At 72.7% G+C, this 24,845-nt stretch carries 22 protein-coding genes; 17 read left to right on the forward strand and 5 right to left on the reverse strand.

Annotated features, from left to right (window positions below):
* Positions 1-165 precede the first annotated feature (165 nt).
* Positions 166-525 carry an SsgA family sporulation/cell division regulator gene (locus tag ACFVGW_RS19290; protein WP_383312061.1) on the reverse strand — a complete coding sequence of 120 codons (360 nt, stop codon included), beginning with the start codon at positions 523-525 and terminating at the stop codon, positions 166-168.
* 133 nt (positions 526-658) lie between these two features.
* Between ACFVGW_RS19290 and ACFVGW_RS19295 the strand changes: the two genes are divergently transcribed.
* The 5 genes from ACFVGW_RS19295 to ACFVGW_RS19315 all read left to right on the forward strand — a co-directional run bounded on the left by ACFVGW_RS19295 (position 659) and on the right by ACFVGW_RS19315 (position 5,071).
* Positions 659-1,690 (forward strand): energy-coupling factor ABC transporter permease, encoded by a 1,032-nt coding sequence (locus ACFVGW_RS19295; RefSeq protein WP_385852828.1) that lies wholly within the window; start codon positions 659-661, stop codon positions 1,688-1,690.
* Position 1,691: 1 nt separating this feature from the next.
* Entirely contained in the window at positions 1,692-2,456 is a 765-nt protein-coding gene (gene cbiQ / locus ACFVGW_RS19300) for a cobalt ECF transporter T component CbiQ (RefSeq protein ID WP_383312057.1), read from the forward strand.
* Positions 2,453-3,199: an energy-coupling factor ABC transporter ATP-binding protein gene (locus ACFVGW_RS19305; RefSeq protein ID WP_385852829.1), complete on the forward strand. Its 747-nt coding sequence runs from the start codon at positions 2,453-2,455 to the stop codon at positions 3,197-3,199. The genes cbiQ and ACFVGW_RS19305 overlap by 4 nt, the downstream gene beginning before the upstream one ends.
* Positions 3,200-3,275: 76 nt before the next feature.
* Positions 3,276-4,451 (forward strand): serine hydrolase domain-containing protein, encoded by a 1,176-nt coding sequence (locus ACFVGW_RS19310; RefSeq protein ID WP_385852830.1) that lies wholly within the window; start codon positions 3,276-3,278, stop codon positions 4,449-4,451.
* A gap of 47 nt (positions 4,452-4,498) precedes the next feature.
* Positions 4,499-5,071, forward strand: coding sequence for a GNAT family N-acetyltransferase (locus ACFVGW_RS19315; RefSeq protein ID WP_385852831.1), 573 nt, complete (start codon positions 4,499-4,501; stop codon positions 5,069-5,071).
* Between the two features lie 9 nt (positions 5,072-5,080).
* On the opposite strand, the gene ACFVGW_RS19320 is transcribed toward ACFVGW_RS19315, so the two are convergent.
* The 3 genes from ACFVGW_RS19320 to ACFVGW_RS19330 form a co-directional block, all read right to left on the reverse strand.
* Positions 5,081-5,932, reverse strand: a complete 852-nt coding sequence (locus tag ACFVGW_RS19320; protein WP_383223010.1) for an EamA family transporter — start codon at positions 5,930-5,932, stop codon at positions 5,081-5,083.
* A complete protein-coding gene (locus ACFVGW_RS19325; RefSeq protein ID WP_352188460.1) occupies positions 5,929-6,420 on the reverse strand; it encodes a YbaK/EbsC family protein in 492 nt (163 codons plus the stop codon). Before ACFVGW_RS19325 ends, ACFVGW_RS19320 begins: the two co-directional genes overlap by 4 nt.
* 63 nt (positions 6,421-6,483) lie before the next feature.
* Positions 6,484-8,118, reverse strand: a complete 1,635-nt coding sequence (locus ACFVGW_RS19330) for a penicillin-binding transpeptidase domain-containing protein (protein ID WP_385852832.1) — start codon at positions 8,116-8,118, stop codon at positions 6,484-6,486.
* Between the two features lie 123 nt (positions 8,119-8,241).
* On the opposite strand from ACFVGW_RS19330, the gene ACFVGW_RS19335 reads away from it, so the two are divergent.
* Positions 8,242-8,541 carry a hypothetical protein gene (locus tag ACFVGW_RS19335; protein ID WP_383223013.1) on the forward strand — a complete coding sequence of 100 codons (300 nt, stop codon included), beginning with the start codon at positions 8,242-8,244 and terminating at the stop codon, positions 8,539-8,541.
* A gap of 48 nt (positions 8,542-8,589) precedes the next feature.
* On the opposite strand, the gene ACFVGW_RS19340 is transcribed toward ACFVGW_RS19335, so the two are convergent.
* Positions 8,590-10,332: a dolichyl-phosphate-mannose--protein mannosyltransferase gene (locus tag ACFVGW_RS19340; RefSeq protein ID WP_385852833.1), complete on the reverse strand. Its 1,743-nt coding sequence runs from the start codon at positions 10,330-10,332 to the stop codon at positions 8,590-8,592.
* Positions 10,333-10,384: 52 nt separating this feature from the next.
* Here ACFVGW_RS19340 and rsmI point away from each other — a divergent pair, with 52 nt between their 5' ends.
* The 11 genes from rsmI to ACFVGW_RS19395 all read left to right on the forward strand — a co-directional run bounded on the left by rsmI (position 10,385) and on the right by ACFVGW_RS19395 (position 24,845).
* Complete coding sequence (rsmI, locus tag ACFVGW_RS19345) at positions 10,385-11,272, forward strand: 16S rRNA (cytidine(1402)-2'-O)-methyltransferase (RefSeq protein ID WP_385852834.1); 888 nt, start codon at positions 10,385-10,387, stop codon at positions 11,270-11,272.
* A gap of 138 nt (positions 11,273-11,410) precedes the next feature.
* Positions 11,411-11,881 (forward strand): hypothetical protein, encoded by a 471-nt coding sequence (locus tag ACFVGW_RS19350; protein ID WP_385852835.1) that lies wholly within the window; start codon positions 11,411-11,413, stop codon positions 11,879-11,881.
* Positions 11,882-11,950: 69 nt separating this feature from the next.
* Entirely contained in the window at positions 11,951-12,820 is an 870-nt protein-coding gene (locus ACFVGW_RS19355) for a TatD family hydrolase (RefSeq protein ID WP_383291032.1), read from the forward strand.
* Positions 12,821-12,905: 85 nt separating this feature from the next.
* Entirely contained in the window at positions 12,906-14,168 is a 1,263-nt protein-coding gene (locus ACFVGW_RS19360; RefSeq protein ID WP_352188468.1) for a ubiquitin-like domain-containing protein, read from the forward strand.
* A 16-nt stretch (positions 14,169-14,184) separates the two neighbouring features.
* Positions 14,185-15,057 (forward strand): 16S rRNA (adenine(1518)-N(6)/adenine(1519)-N(6))-dimethyltransferase RsmA, encoded by an 873-nt coding sequence (gene rsmA, locus ACFVGW_RS19365; protein WP_385852836.1) that lies wholly within the window; start codon positions 14,185-14,187, stop codon positions 15,055-15,057.
* Positions 15,054-15,947 carry a 4-(cytidine 5'-diphospho)-2-C-methyl-D-erythritol kinase gene (locus tag ACFVGW_RS19370; RefSeq protein ID WP_385852837.1) on the forward strand — a complete coding sequence of 298 codons (894 nt, stop codon included), beginning with the start codon at positions 15,054-15,056 and terminating at the stop codon, positions 15,945-15,947. The genes rsmA and ACFVGW_RS19370 overlap by 4 nt, the downstream gene beginning before the upstream one ends.
* Before the next feature lie 120 nt (positions 15,948-16,067).
* A complete protein-coding gene (locus ACFVGW_RS19375; RefSeq protein WP_385852838.1) occupies positions 16,068-17,372 on the forward strand; it encodes an acyltransferase in 1,305 nt (434 codons plus the stop codon).
* Between the two features lie 161 nt (positions 17,373-17,533).
* On the forward strand, positions 17,534-19,327 hold the full coding sequence (locus ACFVGW_RS19380) for a protein kinase (protein WP_385852839.1): 1,794 nt from the start codon (positions 17,534-17,536) through the stop codon (positions 19,325-19,327).
* 105 nt (positions 19,328-19,432) lie between these two features.
* Positions 19,433-21,241, forward strand: a complete 1,809-nt coding sequence (locus tag ACFVGW_RS19385; RefSeq protein WP_385852840.1) for an ABC-F family ATP-binding cassette domain-containing protein — start codon at positions 19,433-19,435, stop codon at positions 21,239-21,241.
* A gap of 135 nt (positions 21,242-21,376) precedes the next feature.
* Complete coding sequence (locus ACFVGW_RS19390; protein WP_385852841.1) at positions 21,377-23,269, forward strand: PQQ-binding-like beta-propeller repeat protein; 1,893 nt, start codon at positions 21,377-21,379, stop codon at positions 23,267-23,269.
* A 166-nt stretch (positions 23,270-23,435) separates the two neighbouring features.
* A complete protein-coding gene (locus ACFVGW_RS19395; protein WP_385852842.1) occupies positions 23,436-24,845 on the forward strand; it encodes a PQQ-binding-like beta-propeller repeat protein in 1,410 nt (469 codons plus the stop codon).

The raw sequence follows: 24,845 nt of genomic DNA on the forward strand, positions 1-24,845 counted from the left end.
CCTGCAGGTTCGTTCCCGGAGGCGGTGTCGCCGCGGCGGGCGCGGCCTGCGCCGTGGTGCCGGACACCGATGCCCCGGACAGGGCCAGAAGGGCGGCACCGAGCGCCCCCCACAGTCTTTTCCTCAAGTGGATCCCCCATGATCGTCAGGAATGACGACCGCACTCTACGGGGCTATCGAGGCGGTGACCGCGTAGGTGTGCTTGAGGAAGCGGAGCAGGGCGGTGGTGTCGAACTGGACGACCGCGACCCCGTCGGCCGTGTGGAACTCGACCACCGTCTGCACCCGGCCGCAGGGCCAGACGCTCACGTCGCCGCGGCGGGCCGGGGCCCGCATCCCCGTTTCGAGCAGGTCGCGCGGGAAGGACCACTCGATGTTGCCGGGGAAGGCGAAGCGCACGGTGGCGGGTTCCGGCCCGGGGTCGTAGCGGAGGGCGACCGGGACGGGGCGGGAGAGTGGGGCGTCGCTGATGATCCGGCCTTTGGCGTGGTCCTGGATCTCATGGCCTTCCGCGGTGGGGGACATCGAGCCACTCCTCACACTCGTCTTACTTATCCCCTAATGTCCCATATTTTCCCTCATCTGCACGGGGGAAGCTGCGCTTCTGTGACCTGTGCGCTCTTGCAAGTCCTTTGCAGGAGCGCTCATCATTCGGGACGTGCATGTACCTGACGGATTCATCAACGCCCCCGTATCGGCCGTCGCCGGTGTCGTCGCCGCCGGCGCCGTCGCCGTCAGCCTGCGCGGAGCGCGCCGCGAACTGGACGACAGGGCGGCGCCGCTGGCCGGCCTCGTCGCCGCGTTCATCTTCGCCGTACAGATGCTGAACTTCCCGGTCGCCGCCGGGACCAGCGGACATCTGCTCGGCGGCGCGCTCGCCGCGATACTCGTCGGGCCGTACACCGGTGTGCTCTGCATCGCCGTCGTCCTGCTGATGCAGGGCATCCTCTTCGCGGACGGCGGACTCACCGCGCTCGGCGTGAACATCACCGTCATGGGCGTGGTCACGGTCCTCGTCGCGTACGCGCTCTTCCGCGGACTCGTCCTCGTCCTGCCCCGTACCCGCCGCTCGGTGACCGTCGCCTCCTTCGTGGCCGCCCTCGTCTCCGTACCCGCGTCGGCCGCCGCCTTCACCCTCGTCTACGCGATCGGCGGCACCACCGACGTACCGCTGGGCAAGGTGCTCACCGCCATGGTCGGCGTGCACACCCTCATCGGCATCGGCGAGGCCGCCATCACCATGCTCACCGTCGGCGCGGTCGTCGCCGTCCGCCCCGACCTCGTGTACGGCGCCCGCGGGCTCACCGCCCCGCTCAAGCTGCGCGTCGGCGGCGAACTGGTCGACGCGCCGGCCCGCGACTTCGCGCCGGTCGCCGCCCGCTCGCCGAAGAAGTTCTGGCTCGGCGGCGTGGCAGCCGCGCTGCTCCTCGCCGGCTTCGTCTCCTTCTACGCCTCCGCGAGCCCGGACGGCCTGGAGAAGGTCGCCGCCGACAAGGGCTTCGACAAGAACGTCGAGGAGCACGCGGCCGCCGACTCCCCGCTCGCCGACTACGGCGTCAAGGGCATCGACACCGCCCGGCTGTCCGGCGGCCTGGCGGGCGTGATCGGCGTCGGCGTGACGCTCGCCGTCGGCACCGGTGCCTTCTGGGCCGTGCGCCGCCGCAGGAACTCCTCGGGAGCCCAGGTCTGACATGGGAGCGGGGCACACGCACAAGCTGTACCGGCGGGGGGTCTCGCCGGTGCACGGGCTGCCCCCGCACACCAAGCTCGCCGCCGTCCTCGCCTTCGTGGTGGTCGTGGTCTCCACGCCCCGCGAGGCGGTCTGGGCCTTCGGGGGCTACGCCGTCCTGCTCGGCGGCGTGGCGGCGTACGCCCGGATCCCCGCAGGGTTCGTCCTGCGCCGCCTCCTGATCGAGATCCCGTTCGTGGCCTTCGCCTTCCTGATGCCCTTCGTGGTCCCGGGCGAGCAGACGGAGATCCTCGGGATCTCCGTCTCCGTCCCCGGCCTGTGGGGCGCCTGGAACGTCCTCGCCAAGGGCACCCTCGGCGTCGCCGCCTCGGTACTCCTCGCCGCCACCACCGAACTGCGCGAGCTGCTCCTCGGCCTCCAGCGGCTGAAGCTCCCGCCTCTGCTCGTCCAGATCGCCTCCTTCATGATCCGGTACGGCGACGTCATCACGGACGAGATGCGCCGGATGTCCGTCGCCCGCCGCTCCCGTGGCTTCGAGGCGAAGGGCGTGCGCCAGTGGGGCGTCCTCGCCAAGTCCGCGGGGGCGCTCTTCATCCGCTCCTACGAGCGCGGTGAGCGCGTCCACCTCGCGATGGTCAGCCGGGGGTACGCGGGCTCCATGCCGGTCATCGACGAGGTGGCCGCCACCCGGACCCAGTGGGCGCGGGCCGCCGCCCTGCCCGCCGCCGCACTCGTGATCTGCCTGTTGGGATGGACTCTCCGATGACCACCGCCCCCTCCCTCGACGTCCGTGGCCTGGCGTACGCGTACCCCGACGGCCACCAGGCCCTCTTCGGCGTCGACCTGACCGTCGAACACGGCGAGCGGGTCGCGCTGCTCGGCCCCAACGGCGCGGGCAAGACGACCCTCGTCCTCCACCTCAACGGCATCCTCACCGGCGGCGCGGGCACGGTCGCCGTCGCCGGACTGGCGGTCGAGAAGCGGAACCTGGCCGAGATCCGGCGCCGCGTCGGGATCGTCTTCCAGGACCCGGACGACCAGCTCTTCATGCCGACCGTCCGCGAGGACGTCGCGTTCGGCCCGGCGGCCGCGGGGCTGCGGGGCGCCGAGCTGGAGGCCGTGGTGGTCAGGGCCCTGGAGCGCGTCGGCATGGCGGAGTTCGCGGACCGGCCGCCGCACCATCTGTCGTTCGGGCAGCGGCGGCGGGTGGCGGTCGCGACCGTCCTCGCGATGGAGCCGGAGATCCTCGTCCTGGACGAGCCCTCCTCCAACCTCGACCCGGCCTCCCGCCGCGAGCTCGCGGACGTCCTGCGCTCCCTGGACGTCACCGTCCTCATGGTCACCCACGACCTGCCGTACGCACTGGAGCTCTGCCCGCGCTCGGTGATCCTCAGCGAGGGCGTGATCGCCGGGGACGGACCCACGGCCGACGTCCTCGCCGACGAGGAGCTGATGGCGCGCAACCGCCTGGAACTTCCCTACGGCTTCGTGCCCCGCCCCGTCGCCTGACCGTTCCGACCCCCGGAATCGGCGGCCTGGGACCGACGTTGCACCATGGGGGTACGAGCGAGAAGGAGTGTGGGACGTGGACGTCCGGGGCACGGTGGCGGCGGGATTCGAGCCGGTCAGGGACGCGTTCCTGCGCAACTTCGAGCAGCGCGGCGAGCGGGGCGCGGCGGTCTCCGTCTACCGCGACGGCGTCAAGGTCGTCGACCTGTGGGCGGGGACCCGCGACGTCGACGGCGAGATCCCCTGGGCCGTCGACACCGCACAGGTCGTCCGCTCGGCCACCAAGGGCGTGGCCGCCGCCGTGCCGCTGCTGCTCCACCAGCGCGGCCAGCTGGACCTGGACGCGCCGGTCGGCACGTACTGGCCGGAGTTCAAGACCGCGGGCAAGGAGCGGGTGAGCGTACGGCAGCTCCTCGCGCACCGGGCGGGCGTACCGGTCCTGGACCGGCCGCTGACGCTCGCGGAGGCGATCGACCCGGCGACCGCCCAGGCGGCGATCGCCGCGCAGGCACCGGCCTGGGAGCCGGGCACGGCCCACGGCTACCACGCGCACACCTTCAGCTGGCTGCTCTCCGGCCTCGTCCACCGGGTCACCGGCCGCACCATCGGCCGCTGGGTCGCCGAGGAGATGGCCCGCCCGCTCGGCCTGGACCTCTGGATAGGCCTGCCGCCCGAAGAGGCGGGGCGGGTCGGCCGCCTCGGCCCGGTGGAGGAGCGGGAACCCGCCGGCAGCGGCGCCCTGAAGCTCCGCCCCAGGCGCGCCGTCACCGAGGCCTACCGCGACCCCGGCTCCCTGACCCGGCGCGCCTTCGGGGCGATCGACCCCAAGCCCGACGAGAACGACCCGGCGTACCGCGCGGCCGAACTGCCCGGCTCCGCCGGAGTCTCCACGGCCCGCGCGCTGGCCCGGTTCTACGCCTCCACCCTCGGCCCGGTCGACGGCGGCCCCCGCCTGTTCGCCCCGGCGACCCTGACCCTCGCCCGCACCGAGGAGTCCGCGGGCCCCGACCGGGTCCTGATGGTGGGCACCCGCTTCGGCCTCGGCCACATGCTCCACGGCCCGGCCTCCCCGCTCCTCGGCCCCACGTCCTTCGGCCACCCGGGCCGGGGCGGCTCGCTGGCCTTCGCCGACCCGGAGTCCTCCCTCGCGTTCGGCTACGTCACGAACGGCATGCGCAAGACCGTGACGGCCGACCCCCGGGCCCAGGCCCTGGTCCGCGCGGTCCGCACGGCCCTCGACCAGGGGGCCTGAGCCGTCGCAGGGCGGCCGGTGTCCGTGCACCGTGCCATCGTGGAGACATGAGCATCGAGGTTCGTCCTGCGTCCGTCTTCGAGGACGTCCGGACCCTGCTCGGTCCGAAGTCGCCCACGTCCAACGTCTGCTGGTGTCTGAGCTACCGGATCCCGTCCAAGCTCAACAACGAGCTGCGCGGACCGGCCCGGGGCGAGTACGTCGCCGAGCTGTGCCGCGACAGGGTTCCCCCCGGGGTCGTCGCCTACGACGCCGACGAGCCGGTCGGCTGGGCCGCCGTGGCGCCGCGGGCGGACACCTCGTTCGCGCGCAGCCGGAAGATCCCGCACGTCGACGATCTGCCGGTCTGGTCGCTCTGGTGCGTCCGGGTACGCCCCGGCCACCGGAAGAAGGGCATCTCGCACGCCCTCATCGCGGGGGCGGTCGAGTTCGCCCGCGCCCAGGGCGCGCCGGCGGTCGAGGCGTACCCCCTCGACAACGGGGACGCCAAGGTCGATCCGACCATGGCGTACGCCGGGCTGCGGAAGAACTTCGAGCGGGCCGGGTTCGTCCACGTCGCCGACACCACCTCGGTGCTGGCCGGTCACCCCCGGATCCTGATGCGGCACGACCTGCGCTGACACCTGGCCTCAGGCCGTGGTCAGCATCAGCCCGATGCCCACCACCATCAGCCCCGCCGCCGCGATCCTCGGCCCCCCGAAGCGCTCCTTGAGGAACACGGCCCCGATCGCCGCCCCCACGATGATCGAGGACTCCCGCAGCGCCGCGACCGGCGCGAGCGGCGCCTTCGTCTGGGCCCACAGGACCAGGCCGTACGCGGCGACCGACAGGCCCGCGCCGAGGAGTCCCCGCGCCGCGTACGGGCGGAGCTGGGGGAGCAGGGCGGCGCGGCGGGTCCACAGGGCGTACGCCGGGATGGCCAGGCCCTCCAGGACCATCAGCCACGCGATGTAGCCGAGCGGGGTTCCCGAGGCGCGCACCCCGACGCCGTCGACGACGGTGTAGCCGGCGATGGCCAGGCCCGTCGCCCCGGCCGCGAGCAGCGCCGCCCAGTCCGGTCGCCGGCCGGAGCCCCGGATGCCCCAGAGGGCCAGGCCCGTCAGACCCGCGCAGGCGAAGGCCACTCCGGTGAGTTGCCACGTGTCGGGGATCTCGTCGACGAAGACCGCAGCGAGCACGGTCACGGCCAGCGGGGCCGTGCCGCGGGCGATCGGGTACATCTGCCCGAAGTCGCCCAGCGTGAACGACCGCATGAGCAGGACCATGTAGCCCACGTGCAGGACGGCGGAGGCGATCAGGTACGGCCACGCCCCGGACGCCGGCAGCGGCACGAAGAAGGCCGTGGCACCGCCGATCAGCGCGCCGCCGCCGGATATCAGCGTGAAGGAGAGCAGCTGGTCGCGGACGGTGTGGGCCATCGCGTTCCACGCGGCGTGCGTCACGGCGGCGAGCAGGACGGCCGCGACGACCAGCGGCGTCACGCGGCCGGCCTCTCGCGCACGTCCACCAGCGCCCCGCCCGCGTGGGCGATCAGGGACTTCGGGTCCAGCGCGAAGACGGTGTGCGGGGTGCCCGCGGCCGCCCACACCACGCCGTGATCGAGCAGCCCCCGGTCGGCCAGCACCCGCGTCCGGGTGAGGTGCCCGAACGGCGGGACACCGCCGATCGCGTACCCGGTCGTCTCCCGTACGACCTTCGCGTCGGCCCGCGTCACCGTCCCGGCGCCCAGCTCCGCGCGCACCCGCTCCACGTCGACCCGCGAGGAGCCGTCCATCAGCACGAGTACCGGGACCCCGTCCGCCGCGAAGATCAGCGACTTGACGATCTCGGACACCTCGCAGCCGATCGCCTCGGCCGCCTGGGCGGCCGTCCGGGTCCCGTCCGGGAAACCGCGGATCTCGACGTCGAGGCCCAGCTCCCGCAGGGCGTCGGCGAACCGGGGGTGCGCTTGGGGTTCCTGAGAGCTCATGGCCCGCACGCTAGCGTTCCGTGTAGGGGCCACGCGACTGCATTCCCCGAGGCGTAAGAAGTCTCACCCCGCCCGCAGCACGTTCGCCACCACCGTCCCCGCCGCGTCGCCGCCGTGGCCGCCGGACTGGACGACGGCGGCGGCCGCGAGGTCGTCCGAGTAGCCGGAGAACCAGCTGTTGGAGGTGGCCTGGCCGTCGACCTCCGCCGACCCCGTCTTCGCGCCCTTGGCCCCGCCGACCGAGGCCATCGCCTTCGCGGCCGTCCCCTCACCGGTCGCCGCCGCCCGCATCATGGCGCGCAGCTGGCTCGACACCGACTCGGGCAGGGAGCGCGAGGCCTGGGCGAAGGTCCGCCCGTCCAGCTCCTTCGACACCAGGAACGGCTGCTTGAAGGTGCCGTACTTCGCGGTGGCGGTGATCGAGGCGATGTTGAGGGCGTTCATCTGCACGGTGCCCTGCCCGATGTACTGCTCCGCCGCCGCGCCCTGCGTCTCCTCGGGGACGGACCCGTCGGCGGTGACGACGCCGGTCTTCCAGTCGAGGCCGATCCCGAAGACGTCCCGGGCCTCCTTGCCGAGCGCGGAGTCGTCGTCCACGTCGTCGATCAGCTTGATGAAGGCCGTGTTGCAGGACTTGGCGAAGCTCCGCTTGAACGGGACGGTGCCGAGCGCGAAGTTGTCGAGGTTGTGGAACGTACGGGTGTAGTAGCGGGCCTCCTGCGGGCACGGCGCGGGCCCGTCCGCCGTCACGAGCCCCTTCTCCAGGAGCATCGCCGCGGTGAGGATCTTCAGGGTGGAGCCGGGGGCCTGTTTGCCCTCGAACGCCGCGTTGAAGCCGGTCGCCGGGTTGTTGGCCACCGCCCGGATCGCGCCCGTGGACGGCTGGACCGCCACCACCGACGCCTGCTCGTACTGCTTCACGCTCCGCTCGGCCGCCGCCTGCGCCGCGGCGTCGATGGTCGTCTCCAGGCGCCCGGGCCGGCCCTTCACATGGGTGGCGAGGGTGATGTCCGGGACGTTCTCCGTCTCCGACTCGATCCAGGTCTCCACGCCCGGCTCCCCGCCGGTCCGCGCCGCGTACTTCTCGCGGAGCTGCGCCAGGACGGGCCCGAGCGACGGGTACTTCTCCGCCGTCAGCTCGACGCCCTTGCGGTCGACGGCCTGGATCGCGCCGGTCTTCGCGGGGCCGGTGCGCAGGGTCCCGCCCTTGGTGAGCCGGGGGTGGATGACGGCCGGCTTCCAGTCCACGAGCGGCCGCCCGGTGGAGAGCCCGCGCACCACGGTCAGTTCGGACGTGTACGTCCAGGGCTTGGACTGCCCCTCGTACGTGATGGTCGCCTTCACCGTGAACGGAACCTTCGGGCCGACCGGAGCGCCGGGCGTGATCTCGGCCCCGGAGACTTTCGCGCCCTCCGCGAAGCCGGCCACGACGGGCCCGGCATCGACAGGGTTGTTGGTCAGCTGTCCGGCCCGCTCGGACTCTCCCGCCGCCCAGGCGGCCAGGAAGTCCTTCGCCGTGGCGGTGACTTCGTCCTCGGTGACGGGACCGGAGCGTCTCTCCTCCGACGAGGCGGCGGAAACGCCTCCGCCGGAGCCTCCGCTGACGCCCTGCCAGAGGTTGTAGCCCCCGTAGCCGACACCGCCCGCCACGACGACGAAGACCCCGCCGGCGATCGCAACCTTCGTACCACTGCGCATCTCTGTGGTTCCCCTCCCCAGAAGCCCCAACAGCCCCACAGGCTCATTCAGTCAAGCACTCGGGTCGGGCGCTGTCACTCGACATCAGCCGAACGCGCGTGCGCGTCGCGAGAGGATGGCGGCATGGACCGAAAGATCAAGAAGGAACGCGAGGAACTGCTCCGGAGGGACGAGGCCGCCGGCGAGGCCGGCATCGGCTTCTACTCGGCGACTCTGGACGCACCGCCCCATCCGCACACAGTTCTGGGCATAGCCGCCGGAGACAAGAGGGCGACCCCGATGGAGGCCGTGCTGAGCATGCAGCACCGGGCGAGTGGGTACGGCGCCGACGGTGTGCTGGGTGTATCGATCATCGCGGTCGGGATGTACACCGACCTGTACGTCGCCTACGGCACCGCCGTGCAGTGGGCACACGCGGAGTAAAGGAGAGGGCGCGGTCGACGGCCGCGCCCTCTCCCTGTCATTCCCCCGCTATACCCACGTGTCGAGCCACATCCGGTTGCGCCACTGATCCAGCGGAATCGCCGTTCCCGTGTACAGCGGCCAGAAGTAGATGAAATTCCAGACGATGAGGAGAACGAGAACGCCCGCCGCCACCGCCCCGAACGTCCGGCGCCTTTCCGAGGAACCCGCCGGGCCGATCATCGCGCCGATCATCATCGTCACCGCGAGACAGAGGAACGGGACGAAGACCACCGCGTAGAAAAGGAAGATGGTGCGTTCCTGGTAGAGGAACCACGGCAGCCAGCCCGCCGCGATCCCGCACGCGATGGCGCCCGCGCGCCAGTCCCGGCGGAAGAACCAGCGCCACAGGACGTACAGGATCGCGAAGCACGCCGCCCACCACAGCAGGGGCGTGCCCAGGGCCAGGACCTCCTGGGCGCACTTCTCCGTCGCCGTCGCCGGGCAGCCGGCCCGGCCGGGGGCCGGGGACTCGTAGAAGTACGAGACCGGGCGGCCCAGGACGATCCAGCTCCAGGGGTTCGACTCGTACGTGTGCGGCGAGTTCAGGCCCACGTGGAACGTGTAGACCTCGCTCTCGTAGTGCCACAGGCTCCGCAGCCAGTCCGGCAGCCACGACCAGAAGCCGCCGCCGTTCACCTTGTCCTGCTCCGCAGCCCAGTTGCGGAAGTACCCCTTGTCCGTGACGATCCAGCCCGTCCACGTGACCAGGTACGTGGCGATCGCGACCGGCACCACCGAGACGAACGCCGGGATCAGGTCGCGCCTCAGCACAGCCGCGTACGGGCGGAACGCGCCCGCCGTGCGCCGGGCGCCCACGTCCCACAGCACCGTGAGGAGCCCGAAGGCGACCATCACGTACAGACCGTTCCACTTGGTCCCCGCCGCGAGCCCCAGCGACACCCCCGCCGCGATCCGCCACGGCCGCCAGCCGAGCCGCAGCGTCTCCGCGACCGCCGCGTCCGGCCGCAGGACGCCCTCCCCGTCCACGGGCAGGGCCCCCGCCAGCCTCCGGCGCGCCCAGTCGCGGTCCACGACCAGACAGCCGAACGAGGCGAGCACGAAGAACATCAGGACCTGGTCGAGCAGCGCCGTCCGGCTCATCACGAAGTGCAGGCCGTCCACCGCGAGCAGCAGACCGGCCAGACACCCCAGGAACGTCGAGCGGAACAGCCGCCGCCCGATCCGGCACAGCATCAGCACGGACAGCGTGCCGAGCAGCGCCACCATGAACCGCCAGCCGAACGGCGTGAAGTCGAAGATCTTCTCGCCGAGACCGATGACCCACTTGCCCATCGGCGGATGGACGACATAGCCGGGCTCGGTGGGGATCAGGACCGAGTCGGGGTCGGCCAGGATCGACTTGTCGATGTCCTTCGGCCAGGCCCCCTCGTAGCCCTGGTTGATCAGCGCCCAGGAGTCCTTGGCGTAGTACGTCTCGTCGAATATCACCGCGTGCGGCTTGCCCAGGTTCCAGAACCTCAAGGCGCCCGCGAGCAGCGCGACGAGCAGCGGACCGCCCCAGGCGGCCAGCCGCCACACCCGGTCACCGGCGCCCCGGGAGAGCCCGAGCAGCGACCACGTCCGCTGCGAGGGGCGCGTGTACGGCGGTACGAGACGCTCCCGCAGCCCCGGTCCGGCGGCGCGTCCCGCGGGGGGTGTGTAGCCGAAGCGCCGCAGACGCTGCTGCCACGACGGAGGCTCTTCCACGGCGCGCTGACCCTGCAGGGTCTCGGGTGCGGTACTGGTCACCGCGCCATCGTAGGGAACGCGCCTGTGCACGTCGCCTCTCCGGGCTGCGAGGATGACCCATGTGACAGGAACGCTGGTACTTGCAGGGACTCCCATCGGGGACATCGCGGACGCCCCGCCGCGGCTCGCGGCCGAGCTGGAGACCGCCGACATCGTCGCGGCGGAGGACACCCGGCGGCTGCGCGGCCTGACCCGCGCCCTCGGCGTGCACACCTCGGGCCGGGTCGTCTCGTACTTCGAGGGCAACGAGTCCGCCCGTACGCCCGAGCTGGTCGAGGCGCTCGCCGGCGGCGCGCGGGTGCTCCTGGTCACCGACGCGGGCATGCCGTCCGTCTCCGACCCCGGCTACCGCCTGGTCGCCGCCGCCGTCGAGCAGGACATCAAGGTCACCGCCGTCCCCGGGCCCTCCGCCGTGCTGACCGCGCTCGCCCTCTCCGGGCTGCCCGTGGACCGCTTCTGCTTCGAGGGCTTCCTGCCGCGCAAGGCCGGCGAGCGGCTCGGGCGGCTGCGCGAGGTCGCCGACGAGCGCAGGACCCTCGTCTACTTCGAGGCCCCGCACCGGCTCGACGACACGCTCGCCGCGATGGCCGAGGTCTTCGGCGCCGAGCGCCGCGCCGCCGTCTGCCGCGAGCTGACCAAGACGTACGAGGAGGTCAAGCGCGGCGGCCTGGGCGAGTTGGCGGCGTGGGCGGCCGAGGGCGTACGGGGTGAGATCACCGTCGTCGTCGAGGGCGCCCCCGAGGCAGCGCCCGCCGAACTCGACGCCGAGGAACTGGTGCGCAGGGTGCGGGTGCGCGAGGAGGCGGGGGAGCGGCGCAAGGAGGCCATCGCGGCGGTCGCCGCCGACGCGGGCCTTCCCAAGCGCGAGGTGTTCGATGCCGTCGTCGCGGCAAAGAACGCGGCTGGGGCGAGCCCCGCAAAAGGTAAAGAGCTATCGTGAAAAGCAAAGCGAAACCCGCGCGGCGGGCCTCCTGAGGGCCTGAGGGCAAGGGAACGCAAAAGGACGTTCCATGGTTCGTCCGGCGCTGATGCGCTCCGGCCCGAAAAGGCGTCCACTGGTCGGTGGAGAGGAGCTGGCATGAGTGAGATCACCGGCACCGGCATACCCGTCGCCCACGAGGCGTACGCCTTTGCCTGCATGCGCTGCGGGTACGGCTGGGAGCAGGCGTACGACATCGAGCACCACGTCGACGCCGCCGGCCATGAATTCATCGTCTACAAGGCCGGTGGTGAGCGGGTTCCCTCGCCGCTGTCCAGTCCGACCTGCATGAACTGCGGCGGACACGTCGTGCGCATCATGCGCGCGGGGCAGGTCTCCTCGGTCCTGGACTCGTGGGAACAGGCCCAGCACCGGAACGTGCCCGGAACACCGCACAGGCCGGCCACCCCGGCCGGACCGATCGGCCTCGCGGGACCGATCGGGCAGGACCTGGAGCGCGAGGAGGGCCCGGCGCCGGGCGCGGGGGACGTTCCCGGTCCCGTGCACATCACGGAGGAGACCCGGGGCCGGCTCTCGAACTTCATGCAGCGGTTCCAGCGCAAGCACTGACCGTCGGCCGCCCTCCGCGCGCGCCGGCCGTCCGACCGTGAACCCATGGCCCCTCGTACGATCGGGGCCATGAGTTCGAAGGACGCCCCGCCGCCGCTGCCCGAACCGCTCCCGGTCCCGGTGGCGGATTCCCACACGCACCTGGACATGCAGTCCGGCACCGTCGAGGAGGCCCTCACCAAGGCCGCCGCCGTCGGGGTCACGACCGTCGTCCAGGTGGGCTGTGACATCAAGGGCTCCCAGTGGGCCGCCGAGACCGCGGCCGCCCACGACCACGTGCACGCCGCCGTCGCCCTGCACCCCAACGAGGCCCCCAGGATCGTGCTCGGGGACCCTGACGGCTGGTCGCGTCAGGGCGCCCGCGAGGCGGGCGGGGACGCCGCCCTGGACGACGCGCTCGCCGAGATCGACCGCCTCGCCGCCCTGCCGTACGTACGGGCCGTCGGCGAGACCGGGCTCGACCACTTCCGCACCGGCCCCGAGGGCATGGCGGCCCAGGAGCGCTCCTTCCGGGCGCACATCGAGATCGCCAAGCGCCACGGCAAGGCGCTCGTGATCCACGACCGCGAGGCCCACGCCGACGTCCTGCGGGTCCTCGACGAGGAGGGCGCGCCGGAGCGGACCGTCTTCCACTGCTACTCCGGCGACGCCGAGATGGCGGAGATCTGCGCCGCGAAGGGCTACTACATGTCCTTCGCCGGCAACATGACCTTCAAGAACGCGCAGCCCCTGCGCGACGCCCTCGCGGTCGCCCCGCTGGGCCTCGTCCTGGTCGAGACGGACGCCCCGTTCCTGACCCCGGCGCCGTACCGGGGCCGGCCGAACGCGCCGTACCTCATCCCGGTCACCGTCCGCGCGATGGCCGCCGTGCGCGGGATCACGGAGGAGGAGCTCTGCGAGGCGATCGCCGTGAACACGGCGACCGCCTTCGACTACTGATTTCGGTCACCGATCCATAACGGTTACGTGTAGTAGTCGGGTCGTTTTGGAGAGTGATCACCGCCGGGGCTAGGGTCCCGGCCTCGTGAGCACTTCCCAGGGCAGTCACCGAGCCGGGCGGAGGGCGGCGCCTGCCGGGCCGCCGCCCGTGCCCGTCCACGAGCAGCCGACGCAGGCGGCCGTACTCGTACCGGTCCAGGGCACGCGCGCCGAGGCCCGGCGCGCGGCCCGCCGACGCAAGGCCAGGCCGGGCCCCGGCGAGAGCCTGCGGCGCATCGTCCCGCAGGCCCTCGTCGTCGCCTTCCTGGCGGGCGGCACCAGCGCCTTCGTCGCCAACGACAAGGCGATCCGGCTCTCCGTCGACGGCGTCCCGCGCACGCTGCACACCTTCGCCGACGACGTCGACGAGCTGCTCGCGGACGAGGGCCTCGCCGTCGGCTCGCACGACATCGTGGCCCCCGCCCCTGACGCGGCCCTGACCAGCGGCGACGAGGTCGTCGTCCGCTACGGCCGGCCCGTCGCCCTCACCCTCGACGGACAGCGCCGCCAGGTGTGGACCACCGCCAGGACCGTCGACGGCGCCCTGCGCCAGCTCGGCGTACGGGCCGAGGGCGCGTACCTCTCCGTCTCCCGCACAGCCCCCATCTCCCGCCGGGGCCTCGCCCTCGACGTCCGCACCGAACGGACCGTCACCCTCCTCGCCGACGGCCGCGAACGGACCCTGCGCACCAACGCCGCCACCGTCCGCGAGGCCGTCGAGGAGGCCGGGATCACCCTCTCCGGCCAGGACACCACCTCCGTACCGCCCGGCTCCTTCCCGCGCGACGGCCAGACGATCACCGTCCTGCGGATCACCGGCACCCGGCAGATCCGCGAGGAGCCGATCCCGTACGCGGTCGAGCGGAGCCGTGACCCGGAGCTCTTCGCGGGCATGGAGGTCGTCGAGCGGCAGGGCGTCCAGGGCGTGCGCCGTGTCACGTACAGCCTGCGGACCGTCAACGGGGTCCGGCAGAAGCCGAGGAAGACCGGCGAGGAGATCGTCCGCGAGCCCGTCAGCCGGAAGGTGAGGGTCGGCACCCGGCCGCTGCCCACCTCGGTCGGGGGCGCGGACGGGCTCGACTGGGGCGCGCTCGCCGCCTGCGAGTCCGGCGGCCGGCCGAACGCGGTCGACCCCTCGGGGACGTACGGCGGGCTCTACCAGTTCGACCCCGGCACCTGGCGCTCGCTCGGCGGCAGCGGGGTCGCGCAGAACGCGTCGGCCTCGGAGCAGACGTACCGGGCGAAGAAGCTCTACGTCCAGCGCGGCGCGAGCCCCTGGCCGCACTGCGGCCGAAGGCTCCACCAGTGAGCCGTAGGCTGTACCGGTGAGCACCACCACCGGCCCCGAAGGCCCCGACGCCCTCCTCGGCCCCGCCGACATCCGTGAACTGGCCGCCGCTCTCGGCGTGCGGCCCACGAAGCAGAAGGGCCAGAACTTCGTCATCGACGCCAACACCGTGCGGCGGATCGTCCGCACGGCCGAGGTGCGCCCCGACGACGTGGTCGTGGAGGTGGGCCCCGGGCTCGGCTCGCTGACCCTGGCACTCCTGGAGGCGGCGGACCGGGTGACGGCCGTCGAGATCGACGACATCCTGGCGGGCGCCCTGCCGTCCACCATCGAGGCCCGGCTGCCGGCGAAGAAGGACCACTTCGCGCTGGTCCACTCCGACGCGATGGACGTCCAGGAGCTGCCGGGCCCCGCGCCCACCGCGCTCGTCGCGAACCTCCCGTACAACGTGGCCGTGCCGGTCCTGCTGCACATGCTGGACCGCTTCCCGACGATCGAGCGCACGCTCGTGATGGTCCAGGCGGAGGTCGCGGACCGGCTGGCGGCCGGGCCCGGCAACAAGGTGTACGGCGTGCCGTCGGTGAAGGCGAACTGGTACGCCGAGGTGAAGCGGGCCGGCTCGATCGGCCGCAACGTCTTCTGGCCGGCGCCGAACGTCGACTCGGGCCTCGTCTCGCTGGTCCGGCGTACGGAGCCGGTCGCCACGACCGCGTCGAAGGCGCAGGTCTTCGCGGTGGTCGACGCGGCGTTCGCGCAGCGCCGCAAGACCCTGCGGGCCGCGCTCGCCGGGTGGGCGGGCTCGCCCGCGGCGGCGGAGGAGGCCCTGGTCAAGGCGGGCATCTCCCCGCAGGCCCGGGGCGAGGCCCTGACGGTGGAGGAGTTCGCCAGGATCGCGGAGGCGAAGGCGTGAGCGTCACCGTGCGGGTGCCCGCCAAGGTCAACGTCCAGCTGGCGGTCGGCGCGGCGCGCCCCGACGGCTTCCACGACCTGGCCAACGTCTTCCTCGCCGTCTCCCTGTACGACGAGGTGACCGCGACGCCCGCCGACGAACTGACGGTCACCTGCGAGGGCCGCGACGCCGACAAGGTGCCGCTGGACCGGACCAACCTGGCCGCGCGCGCGGCGGAGCTGCTCGCCGCACGGCACGGCATCTCCCCGGACGTCCACCTCCACATCGCCAAGGACATTCCCGTCGCGGGCGGCATGGCGGGCGGCAGCGCGGACGGCGCGGGCGCCCTGCTCGCGTGCGACGCGCTGTGGGGCCTCGGCTCCTCCCGCGCCGAACTCCTGGAGATCTGTGCCGAACTCGGCAGCGACGTGCCGTTCAGCCTGGTCGGCGGCGCGGCGCTGGGCCTCGGCCGCGGCGAGCGGCTGACGGAGCTGCCGGTGGGCGGCACGTTCCACTGGGTCTTCGCCGTCGCCGACGGCGGGCTGTCGACGCCCGTGGTGTTCGGCGAGTTCGACCGCCTCACCGAAGGGGTCGCCGTCCCCGAGCCCGCCGCCTCCCCGGCGCTCCTGGACGCCCTGCGCACGGGCGACACGACCGCGCTGGCCGGGGCCCTGGCCAACGACCTCCAGCCGGCCGCCGTCTCCCTGCGGCCCGCCCTGAACGCCACCCTGGAGGCAGGCACGGCCGCCGGCGCCCTGGCGGCCCTGGTGTCGGGCTCGGGCCCGACGACCGCGTTCCTGGTGAAGGACGAGGAAGCGGCCCGCGCGGTCGCCGACGCCCTGATCGCCTCCGGCACCTGCCGCACGGCCCGCGCGGCCACGTCCCCGGCACCGGGCGCGACGGTCCGCTAGCCCTCCCTGGGCGTGGCCGTGGCCGTGGTCCACGAGGTGGGCCCGGCCGGCCCGTACTCAGAGCCGAGTTGAGTATCCGAGCGCTGCCGGGGGCCCGCCCCCGGGCGGGACCGTACCCGCATGGGAATCAGCGCTCGGGAACTCGCCGCCGCCACCCCCGCGACGCGGGACCGGTACGTCGACCTGCTGCGGGTCGCCTCGCTCGGGGTCGTGGTCCTCGGCCACTGGCTGATGGCCGCCGTGGAGGCCGACGGGCAGGTGGGCAACCTGCTGGCCGTCGTACCGGAACTCCAGGCCGTCACCTGGGCGCTGCAGGTCATGCCGGTGTTCTTCTTCGTGGGCGGGTTCTCCCACGCCCTCGCCCACCGCTCCCGCCCCGGCTACGCCGCCTTCCTGCGCGCCCGGCTCCAGCGGCTCCTGCGCCCGACGATGGTGTTCGTCGCGGTGTGGGGGAGCGCCGCACTCGTGATCCAGCTCCTCGGCGCGGACGGGGGGCTGACCGGGGTCGCGCTGCGGCTCGTCACCCAGCCGCTCTGGTTCATCGGGATCTACCTCGCGATGGTGGCGTTCACGCCGCCGCTCCTGAAGCTGCACGAGCGGTGGGGCTGGGGCGCGTTCGCGGCACTCGCGGGCGGGGCGGTCGCCGTGGACGTCCTGCGGTTCGCGCTGGGCGTGCCGTTCGTCGAGTTCCTCAACTTCGCCTTCGTCTGGCTGGCCGTACATCAGCTCGGCTTCCTCAGGGCCGACGGCATGATCCGCCTCCCCGGCGCCCTCGCCGCGTGCGGCCTGCTCGGCGCGGGTCTCCTCGTCGCCCTCGGGCCGTATCCGCTCTCCATGGTCGGGATGCCCGGTGAGAAGGTCTCCAACATGGCTCCGCCGACCCTCGCCCTGCTCGCGCACGGCCTCTGGCTGGTGGGCGCGGTGGAGCTGCTGAAGGGCCCGGGCGCCCGGTTCGCGGCCCGCGCCGGCGTCTGGCGGAAGGTCGTCGCCGCCAACGGGATCGCCATGACCGCGTTCCTGTGGCACCTGACCGCCATGCTCGGCGTGTACGGCGTGTTCCTCGCGCTCGACATGACGCTGCCCAGGCCCGCCACCGGCGCCTGGTGGGCCCAGGTGCCTCTCCGTATCGCCGCCGCGGCCGTCGTCACCGGCCTGCTGGTCGCTGCCTTCCGCCGCTTCGAACGCCCCGCCGCCCACCGCCCGCCCGCAGGCTCGGCCCCGCTCGCCGCCCTCGGCGTCACCCTCGCCCTCTTCGGCGTGCTCGGCCTGTCGATGACCGGCTTCGGCGGCCTCCTGGAGGGCCACGCGGCCACCCTGATCGCCGTCCGCGTCACCGCCCCCGCCGCCGTCGCGATGGCTCTCGTCGGATGGCTGCTCGTCGAACGGGCGGGCCGCGCGCGGATCCCGGGGCAGCGCACTCCCTGACACCCGCACCGTACTGACGGAGCGTCACCATCCGTGAGCATGGGCCGGGCCCGGCCCGGTCCCCGGGTCCGGGGCCGTCGAAGGGCGCCCCCGCGCGTACGCCTACGCTGGTCCCTCCACAGGGCGACATCGACGACGTACGACGGATCGGGGCGTGACACGTGACGGGGGCGAACGGCGCGGAGCTGGTCGGCGAGGTGCTGGGCGGGCGCTACCGGGTGACCGCGATGATCGGGCGCGGTGGCATGGGCGTGGTCGCGCGGGCCGTGGACCAGGTGCTGAACCGCGAGGTCGCCGTCAAGGTCCTGCGGGCCTACACCGACGCCTCCCCCGCCGAACTCGCCGATCTGCGGGTCCGGATGGAGCGCGAGGCGCAGGCCGCCGCCCGGATCCGGCACAGCGGCGTGGTCACCGTGCACGACGTCGTCGAGGAGCGCGGGCTGCCCGTCATCGTCATGGAGCTGGTCGAAGGCCCCTCCCTCGACGAGGTGCTGACCGAGCACGGCCCGCTGGACCCGCGCGAGGTGGCCGCGATCGGGGCCAGGCTGATGGACGCGCTGGACGCGGCCCACCGGGCCGGGGTCCTGCACCGGGACGTCAAGCCGGGGAACGTGCTCCTGGAGCGCAGCGAGCCGAGCGGCACGGGCTCCCCGGCCGGAGGCTGGGGGCGCGTCGTGCTCACCGACTTCGGCATCGCCAGCATGGAGCGCTCCGGCGACGAGGCCCTGGCCAAGCTGACCCAGAGCGGTCAGATCGTCGGCTCCCTCGACTACCTGCCGCCGGAGCGCGCGCAGGGCCGGCAGCCGGGGACCGCCTCGGACGTCTGGGCGCTCGGCATGACGCTGTACGCGGCCGTGGAGGGCGCCTCCGCCTTCCGCCGCACCTCGGTCTGGTCCACGCTCGCGGCCATCGTCGGCGAGCCGCTGCCCGAACCCCGGCGCGCCGGACCGCTCGGTCCGGTGCTGCGGGCGCTGATGGCCAAGGAGCCGGAGCAGCGCCCTGACGCCGCGCGGGCCCGCGAGATGCTGGAGGCGGTCGCCGCGGGCGGGACGACGGCCCCAGCCGCGGTGACGGCCCCGGGCGCGGCGACGGACGCAACGACGAACCTCGCGCCCGGGCCCGTACCCGCACCCGTACAGCCCCCGGCCCCCGCTCCCGTACAGGCACCGCCCGGCGCCTTCGGACCCGCCGCCGAACCGTTCCAGCAGCAGTACCCGCAGCCGGCCCCGCAGCAGTTCCCGCACCCGGCCCCCGTACCCGCCGCCCCGCAGGCGAGCCGCTCCGAGAGTCGCACCGAGGTCGTCCGCGCGCGGCGCCGCCGTACCCGTACCGTCGTCGCGGCCGCGGTCGCCACCGCCCTCGTGGGCGGCGGCGTCGCCTACGCGCTCATGAACACCGGCGACGACCCGGGCGGCGGCGGCTCGCAGGCGGCGCCTCCCGCCGCGAACGCGCCGGCCGACGGCGACCTGTCCGGTACCGGCGGCGGCGCGGGCGGCGACGAACCGACCTCCCCGGGCGACCTGACGTCCATGGGCCCGGGCGCGACGAGCTCCGCCACTCCCACCGGGCCGACTCCCCCGCAGGCGACACCGGAGGGCAAGCCGTCCGTGAGCCCGTCCGCGTCCGCCAAGCCGTCCACGTCCGCGAAGCCGACGCCCACCCCCACCGTGAAGGAGCCCACCCCGCTCCCCACGGCGTGCACCGGCTGGACCCACTCCAACCGCAGCGACGGCTACGGACACCTGTCCCAGAACTCCCACCTCTACACCGGGCCGTACGCGGACTGCGGCTGGGTGTCCCCGGTCAAGGACGGCGTGAAGGTCTACTACCACTGCTACGTCACCAACGCCCACGGCAACAAGTGGATCTACGCCCGTATCGAGGGCACGGAGACCGAGGGCTGGGTCTTCGCCGACAAGACCACCGGGGGGAGCGGCAACCTCAACCGCTGCTAGCAGGCCCCGGGCGCTCCGCGGGCGGGCGGGGAAACGTTGGACGCCGTCCCCGCGGCCCGGCGTCTACCCTTGGACGTCGATCCATCCCCCCGTACAGGAGTCAAAGTGGCCGTCAACCTGGTCAATGTCGAGGCCGTCAGCAAGGTGTACGGCACACGTGCCCTGCTCGACGGTGTCTCGCTCGGCGTCTCCGAGGGTGACCGGATCGGTGTCGTGGGCCGCAACGGCGACGGCAAGACGACCCTCATCCGGATGCTCGCCAAGCTGGAGGAGGCCGACACCGGCCGTGTCACGCACAGTGGCGGGCTGCGGCTCGGGGTGCTCACCCAGCACGACTCCCTCGACCCGAAGGCCACCATCCGGCACGAGGTCATCGGCGTCATGGCCGACCACGAGTGGGCCGGCAGCGCCAAGATCCGCGACGTCCTCACCGGGCTCTTCGGCGGCCTCGGTCTGCCCGGCTTCGAGCAGGGCCTCGACACGGTCATCGGGCCCCTCTCCGGCGGCGAGCGGCGCCGTATCGCGCTCGCCAAGCTCCTCATCGAGGACCAGGACCTGCTCGTCCTCGACGAGCCCACCAACCACCTCGACGTCGAGGGCATCGCCTGGCTCGCCAAGCACCTCCAGGAGCGTCGCTCCGCGCTCGTCTGCGTCACCCACGACCGCTGGTTCCTCGACCAGGTCTGCACCCGCATGTGGGACGTGCAGCGCGGTGACGTGCACGAGTACGAGGGCGGCTACTCCGACTACGTCTTCGCGCGCGCCGAGCGCGAGCGCATCGCGGCGACGGAGGAGACCAAGCGGCAGAACCTGATGCGCAAGGAGCTGGCCTGGCTGCGGCGCGGTGCCCCCGCCCGTACCTCCAAGCCCCGCTACCGCATCGAGGCCGCCAACGAGCTGATCGCCGACGTGCCGCCGCCGCGCGACACCTCCGAGCTGATGAAGTTCGCCAACGCCCGCCTCGGCAAGACGGTCTTCGACCTGGAGAACGTCACCGTCACCGCCGGCCCCAAGACGCTGCTCAAGCACCTCACCTGGCAGCTCGGTCCCGGCGACCGCATCGGCCTGGTCGGCGTCAACGGCGCCGGGAAGACCTCCCTGCTCCGGGCGCTCGCCGACGCGGCCGTCAGCCAGGGCGAGCAGCAGCCGGCGGACGGCAGGATCGTCGTCGGCAAGACCGTACGGCTCGCCTACCTCTCCCAGGACGTCACCGAACTGCCCGCGACGCTGCGCGTCCTGGAGGCCGTCCAGCAGATCCGCGACCGGGTCGACCTCGGCAAGGGCCGCGAGATGACCGCCGGTCAGCTCTGCGAGCAGTTCGGCTTCTCCAAGGAGAAGCAGTGGACGCCCGTCGGCGACCTCTCCGGCGGCGAGCGGCGCAGGCTCCAGCTGCTGCGCCTCCTCATGGACGAGCCCAACGTCCTCTTCCTCGACGAGCCCACCAACGACCTGGACATCGAGACCCTGACCCAGCTGGAGGACCTCCTCGACGGCTGGCCGGGCTCCATGGTCGTCATCTCCCACGACCGGTTCTTCATCGAGCGCACCACCGACCGTACGTTCGCGCTGCTCGGCGACGCGGCGCTGCGGATGCTGCCGCGCGGTATCGACGAGTACCTGGAGCGGCGGCAGAGGATGATCGAGGCCTCGGTCCCCGCGCCGGCCGCCGCCACGGCCGCGCAGGCGAAGCCCGGTCTCTCGGCCGCCGACGCCCGGGCCGCGAAGAAGGAACTGCAGAAGGTCGAGCGCCAGCTGGACAAGGTCTCCGAGAAGGAGGCCAAGCTCCACGCCCAAATCGCCGAAAACGCCACCGACTTCGAGAAGGTCGCGAAGTTGGACGCCGAGCTGCGAGAACTCGCGGGAGAACGTGAGGAATTGGAGATGCGTTGGCTGGAATTGGCGGAGGATGCGTAGAGAAGCCGTGCGAAACGCATAACGAGGGCATCACGGGCCGGTCCTCCCTTGGGAACAAGGGGTGGACCGGTCGCTTTTGCGCCATCCCGTGAGTGGTAGAAAGAAAACCCGCTCACACCAAGGGGGAACGCGCTGATGACCCAGCCGCCCAGCAACCAGCCGCCGGGCTTCGGCGCACCGAACCCGGATCCGAACCAGAACCCGGCTCAGAACCCGCCTCAGAACCCGGCGTCGGGTCCGGCCCAGAATCCGGCTCCGAACCCGCCGCCGATGCCGCCGCAGGCCCCGCCGATGCCGCCCCAGGCTCCGCCGGCCCCGGCGCAGGCACCGCAGGCACCGCAGGCTCCGCAGACGCCCCCGCCCGCCGCTCCGGGCCCGTACGGCCAGCCGCAGCAGCCCGGTTACGGCTATCCCCAGCAGCCGGGTCCGTACAACCAGCCGCCGCAGCCCGGTTACGGCTACCCCCAGCAGCCCGGTCCGTACGGCCAGCAGCCCGGTCCGTACGGCCAGCAGCCCGGCCCCTACGGCCAGCAGCCGGGTCAGTACGGCTACCCCGCCCCGGCGCCCGCCCCCGGCGGCAAGAACCCCTTCAAGGGCAAGCCGGGTGTAGTCGTCGCGGCGGCCGTGGCCGCCGCGCTCGTCATCGGCGGCGGCACCTGGTTCGCGCTGAGCGGTGACGACGAGGACAAGCCGGTCGCCAAGCCGACCGCCACCAGCGGCACCCCGAAGCCCTCCGAGTCCGTCGACCAGGGCGACGGCAGCGGCGACGGCGGGGGCCGCAACGGCGAGGACGACCTCAACGCCGGCCGCAAGCCCGGCGAGGCCAAGATCAACTGGCTGCTCAAGAACAACGTCGACCTGCCCCGCAACGGCGCCGACGTCTTCGGTCCGTGGGTCACCGGCGACGTCGTCGCCAAGGCGATGTACAAGGGCATCAGCGGATTCGGCCTCAGCGACGGCGCCTCCAAGTGGCACCTCGACCTGCCCTTCGAGGTGTGCGCGGCGGCCCCCGAGCCCGCCGCCGACGGCACGACCGTCATCGGCATCAACGACAAGGCCGGCGACCGCGCCGACTGCACCGTCCTGCAGCAGGTCAACCTGAAGACCGGCAAGGCGGGATGGAAGAAGACGCTCGACAAGGGCACGGGCTTCAGCTCGCTCTCCGACATCACGCTCGCCATCAGCGGCACCACCGTGACGGCGGCCGGGACCAACAACTCCTGGGGCTTCTCGCTCACCGACGGCAAGCCGCTCTTCGGCAAGCCGGCCGCCGGCCAGTGCCAGCCGTACGCCTTCGCGGGCGGGGCGAAGCTGATCGCCGCGGCCAGCTGCCGTACGAGCGACGTCAGCAAGAAGCAGGAGCAGATCAGCGAGGTCGACCCGAACACGGGCAAGCCCCGCTGGACCTTCAAGCTCCAGCCCAACTGGGAGGTCGACAAGGTCTACTCGGTGAACCCGCTCGTCGTCTCCGCGCAGCAGCGTGACGAGAAGAAGTGGACCGTCTTCGCCGTCACCCCCGACGGCAAGCTCCGTTCGCAGATCCAGGGCGGCAACGACAAGTACGCCCCCGACTGCGGCGGCGGCGCGTTCGTCATCTTCGGGCGCAACCTCCAGGGCTGCCAGGGCGTGGCCGCCGACGCCGGCACCTTCTACATGGCGACGGACTCCGAGTACCGCCAGGCCAACGCCGTCGTCGCGTTCGACCTGAACACCGGCAAGCAGAAGTGGCGCGCCGCCGCCCCCGCCGAGCGCACGATCACCCCGCTGCGCATGGAGGGCTCGGAGGTCGTGGTCTACATGAAGGCGATGTACGACAAGGGCGGCGCGGTCGCCACGATCGCCCCGACCGGCGGCACCCCGAAGATCCTCCAGCAGCACCCGCTGGCGACGGCCGAGATCGAGGACGACTACTACAACCCGGCCTACGTCTACTCGGGCGGCACCTTCGTCGTCGCGGCGGGGCGCGTCAGCGCCCGGAACGACGCGGAGGAGAAGGAGACCAAGACGATGATGGCCTTCAGCAAGTGAGGGCCGGCCGCATCCGATGACGACACCGCAGCAACCGGGCTCGCCCCCGCCGACGTACGGGCCGTACGGAAGCCTGAATCCGCACGGGGGCGGGGGCCCCGGCACGGCGTTGCCTCCGTCGGCACCGCCGTCTCCGCCCGGACGCGGGAAGCGCCGCACGACCGCCGTGATCGCGGCCGTCGTGGCGGCGCTGCTCGCCGTCGGCGGCGGGACCTGGTACGCCCTGGCGGGCGGCGAGGGCTCCCGGGGCACCGACGCCAAGCCCTCCCCGAGCCCGACCGTCGCGGGGATGCCGTCCCCGACGGCAGGGCCCTCGGGGGCCCCCGCACCGGACGCCGCCGACAAGGCCCGCTACAACGCGGGCCGCGCCCCCGGTGACGCCTCCGTCCTGTGGGTCCGTAAGAACGACATCGACGTCACCACGCTCACCGGCGACGTCTTCGGTCCCTGGCTGGTCGGCGACACCCTCGTCACCGCCATGTACCGCACGGTCACGGCCCATTCGGTCGTCGACGGCACGGTGAAGTGGCGGATGATGCTCGACACCGAGATCTGCCGCGCGTCGCACGACGTCTCGGCCGACGGGAAGATCGTCCTCGCCCGCAAGGACCGCCTGCACGCGGATGTCGACGAGTGCCGTCAGCTCCAGGCGATCGACCTGCGCTCCGGCAGGTCCGCCTGGCAGCGGAAGATCGTGAAGGAAGGCAACTTCGACTTCGGGACCGACTACTCGCTGGCGATCAGCGGCGGCACCGTCACCGCGGGCCGGGACCAGTACTCGACCGGATACCGCCTCAGCGACGGCAAGCAGCTGTTCGGCCGGTGGGACAAGAGCGAGTGCCAGCCCTACGCGTATGCGGGAGGCCCGAAGCTCGTCGCCGCCGTCTCCTGCACGAAGGACGTGAACAAGCCGCAGGAGGAGATCCACGAGGTCGATCCGGTGACCGGGAAGTCCCGCTGGAAGTACCGGCTCCCCGTCGGCTACCGGGTGGACCATGTCCTGTCCGTACGGCCGCTCGTCGTCTCGGCGCACAACCGCGCCGAGGGCACCCACGGCATGGTCGTCCTCAACGAGGACGGCACCAAGCGCACGTCGCTCAAGGGTCCCGGCTTCTATGCGGAGGGGTGCGACGACGACACCGTCCAACGGCGGAACCTGCAGCGATGCCAGGTCGTCGCGGACGACACCACCGTCTACATCGCGATCGAGGGAGCGCCGAAGGGCAAGGGCAACGAGATCGCCGCCTTCGACCTCGACACCGGCACCATCGTGCGGCGCATCGAGGGACTCCCGGGGCGCAGGTCCTGGCCGCTGCGGATGGAGGGCGGTTCGCTGATCGTCCGCAGGGCGGCCGTGCTCGACGAACCCGGTTCGCTGGCCACGGTCGCGCCGGGCGCGACCAGGCCCGTCGAGACGTTGCGGCTCCCGCGGGTGACCGGGCGTCTGGAGTCGCGCTTCCACGATTCGCCGGCGCTGTACGTCGACGGCCGGTACATCCTGGTGCAGCAGCTCGTCGTCGGTGCGAACGACGGCGAGGAGATGAAGAGGGAGACGCTGTTGGCCTTCGGCAAGTGA

The organism is Streptomyces sp. NPDC127129, assembly GCF_042671585.1.
GTDB lineage: Bacteria > Actinomycetota > Actinomycetes > Streptomycetales > Streptomycetaceae > Streptomyces.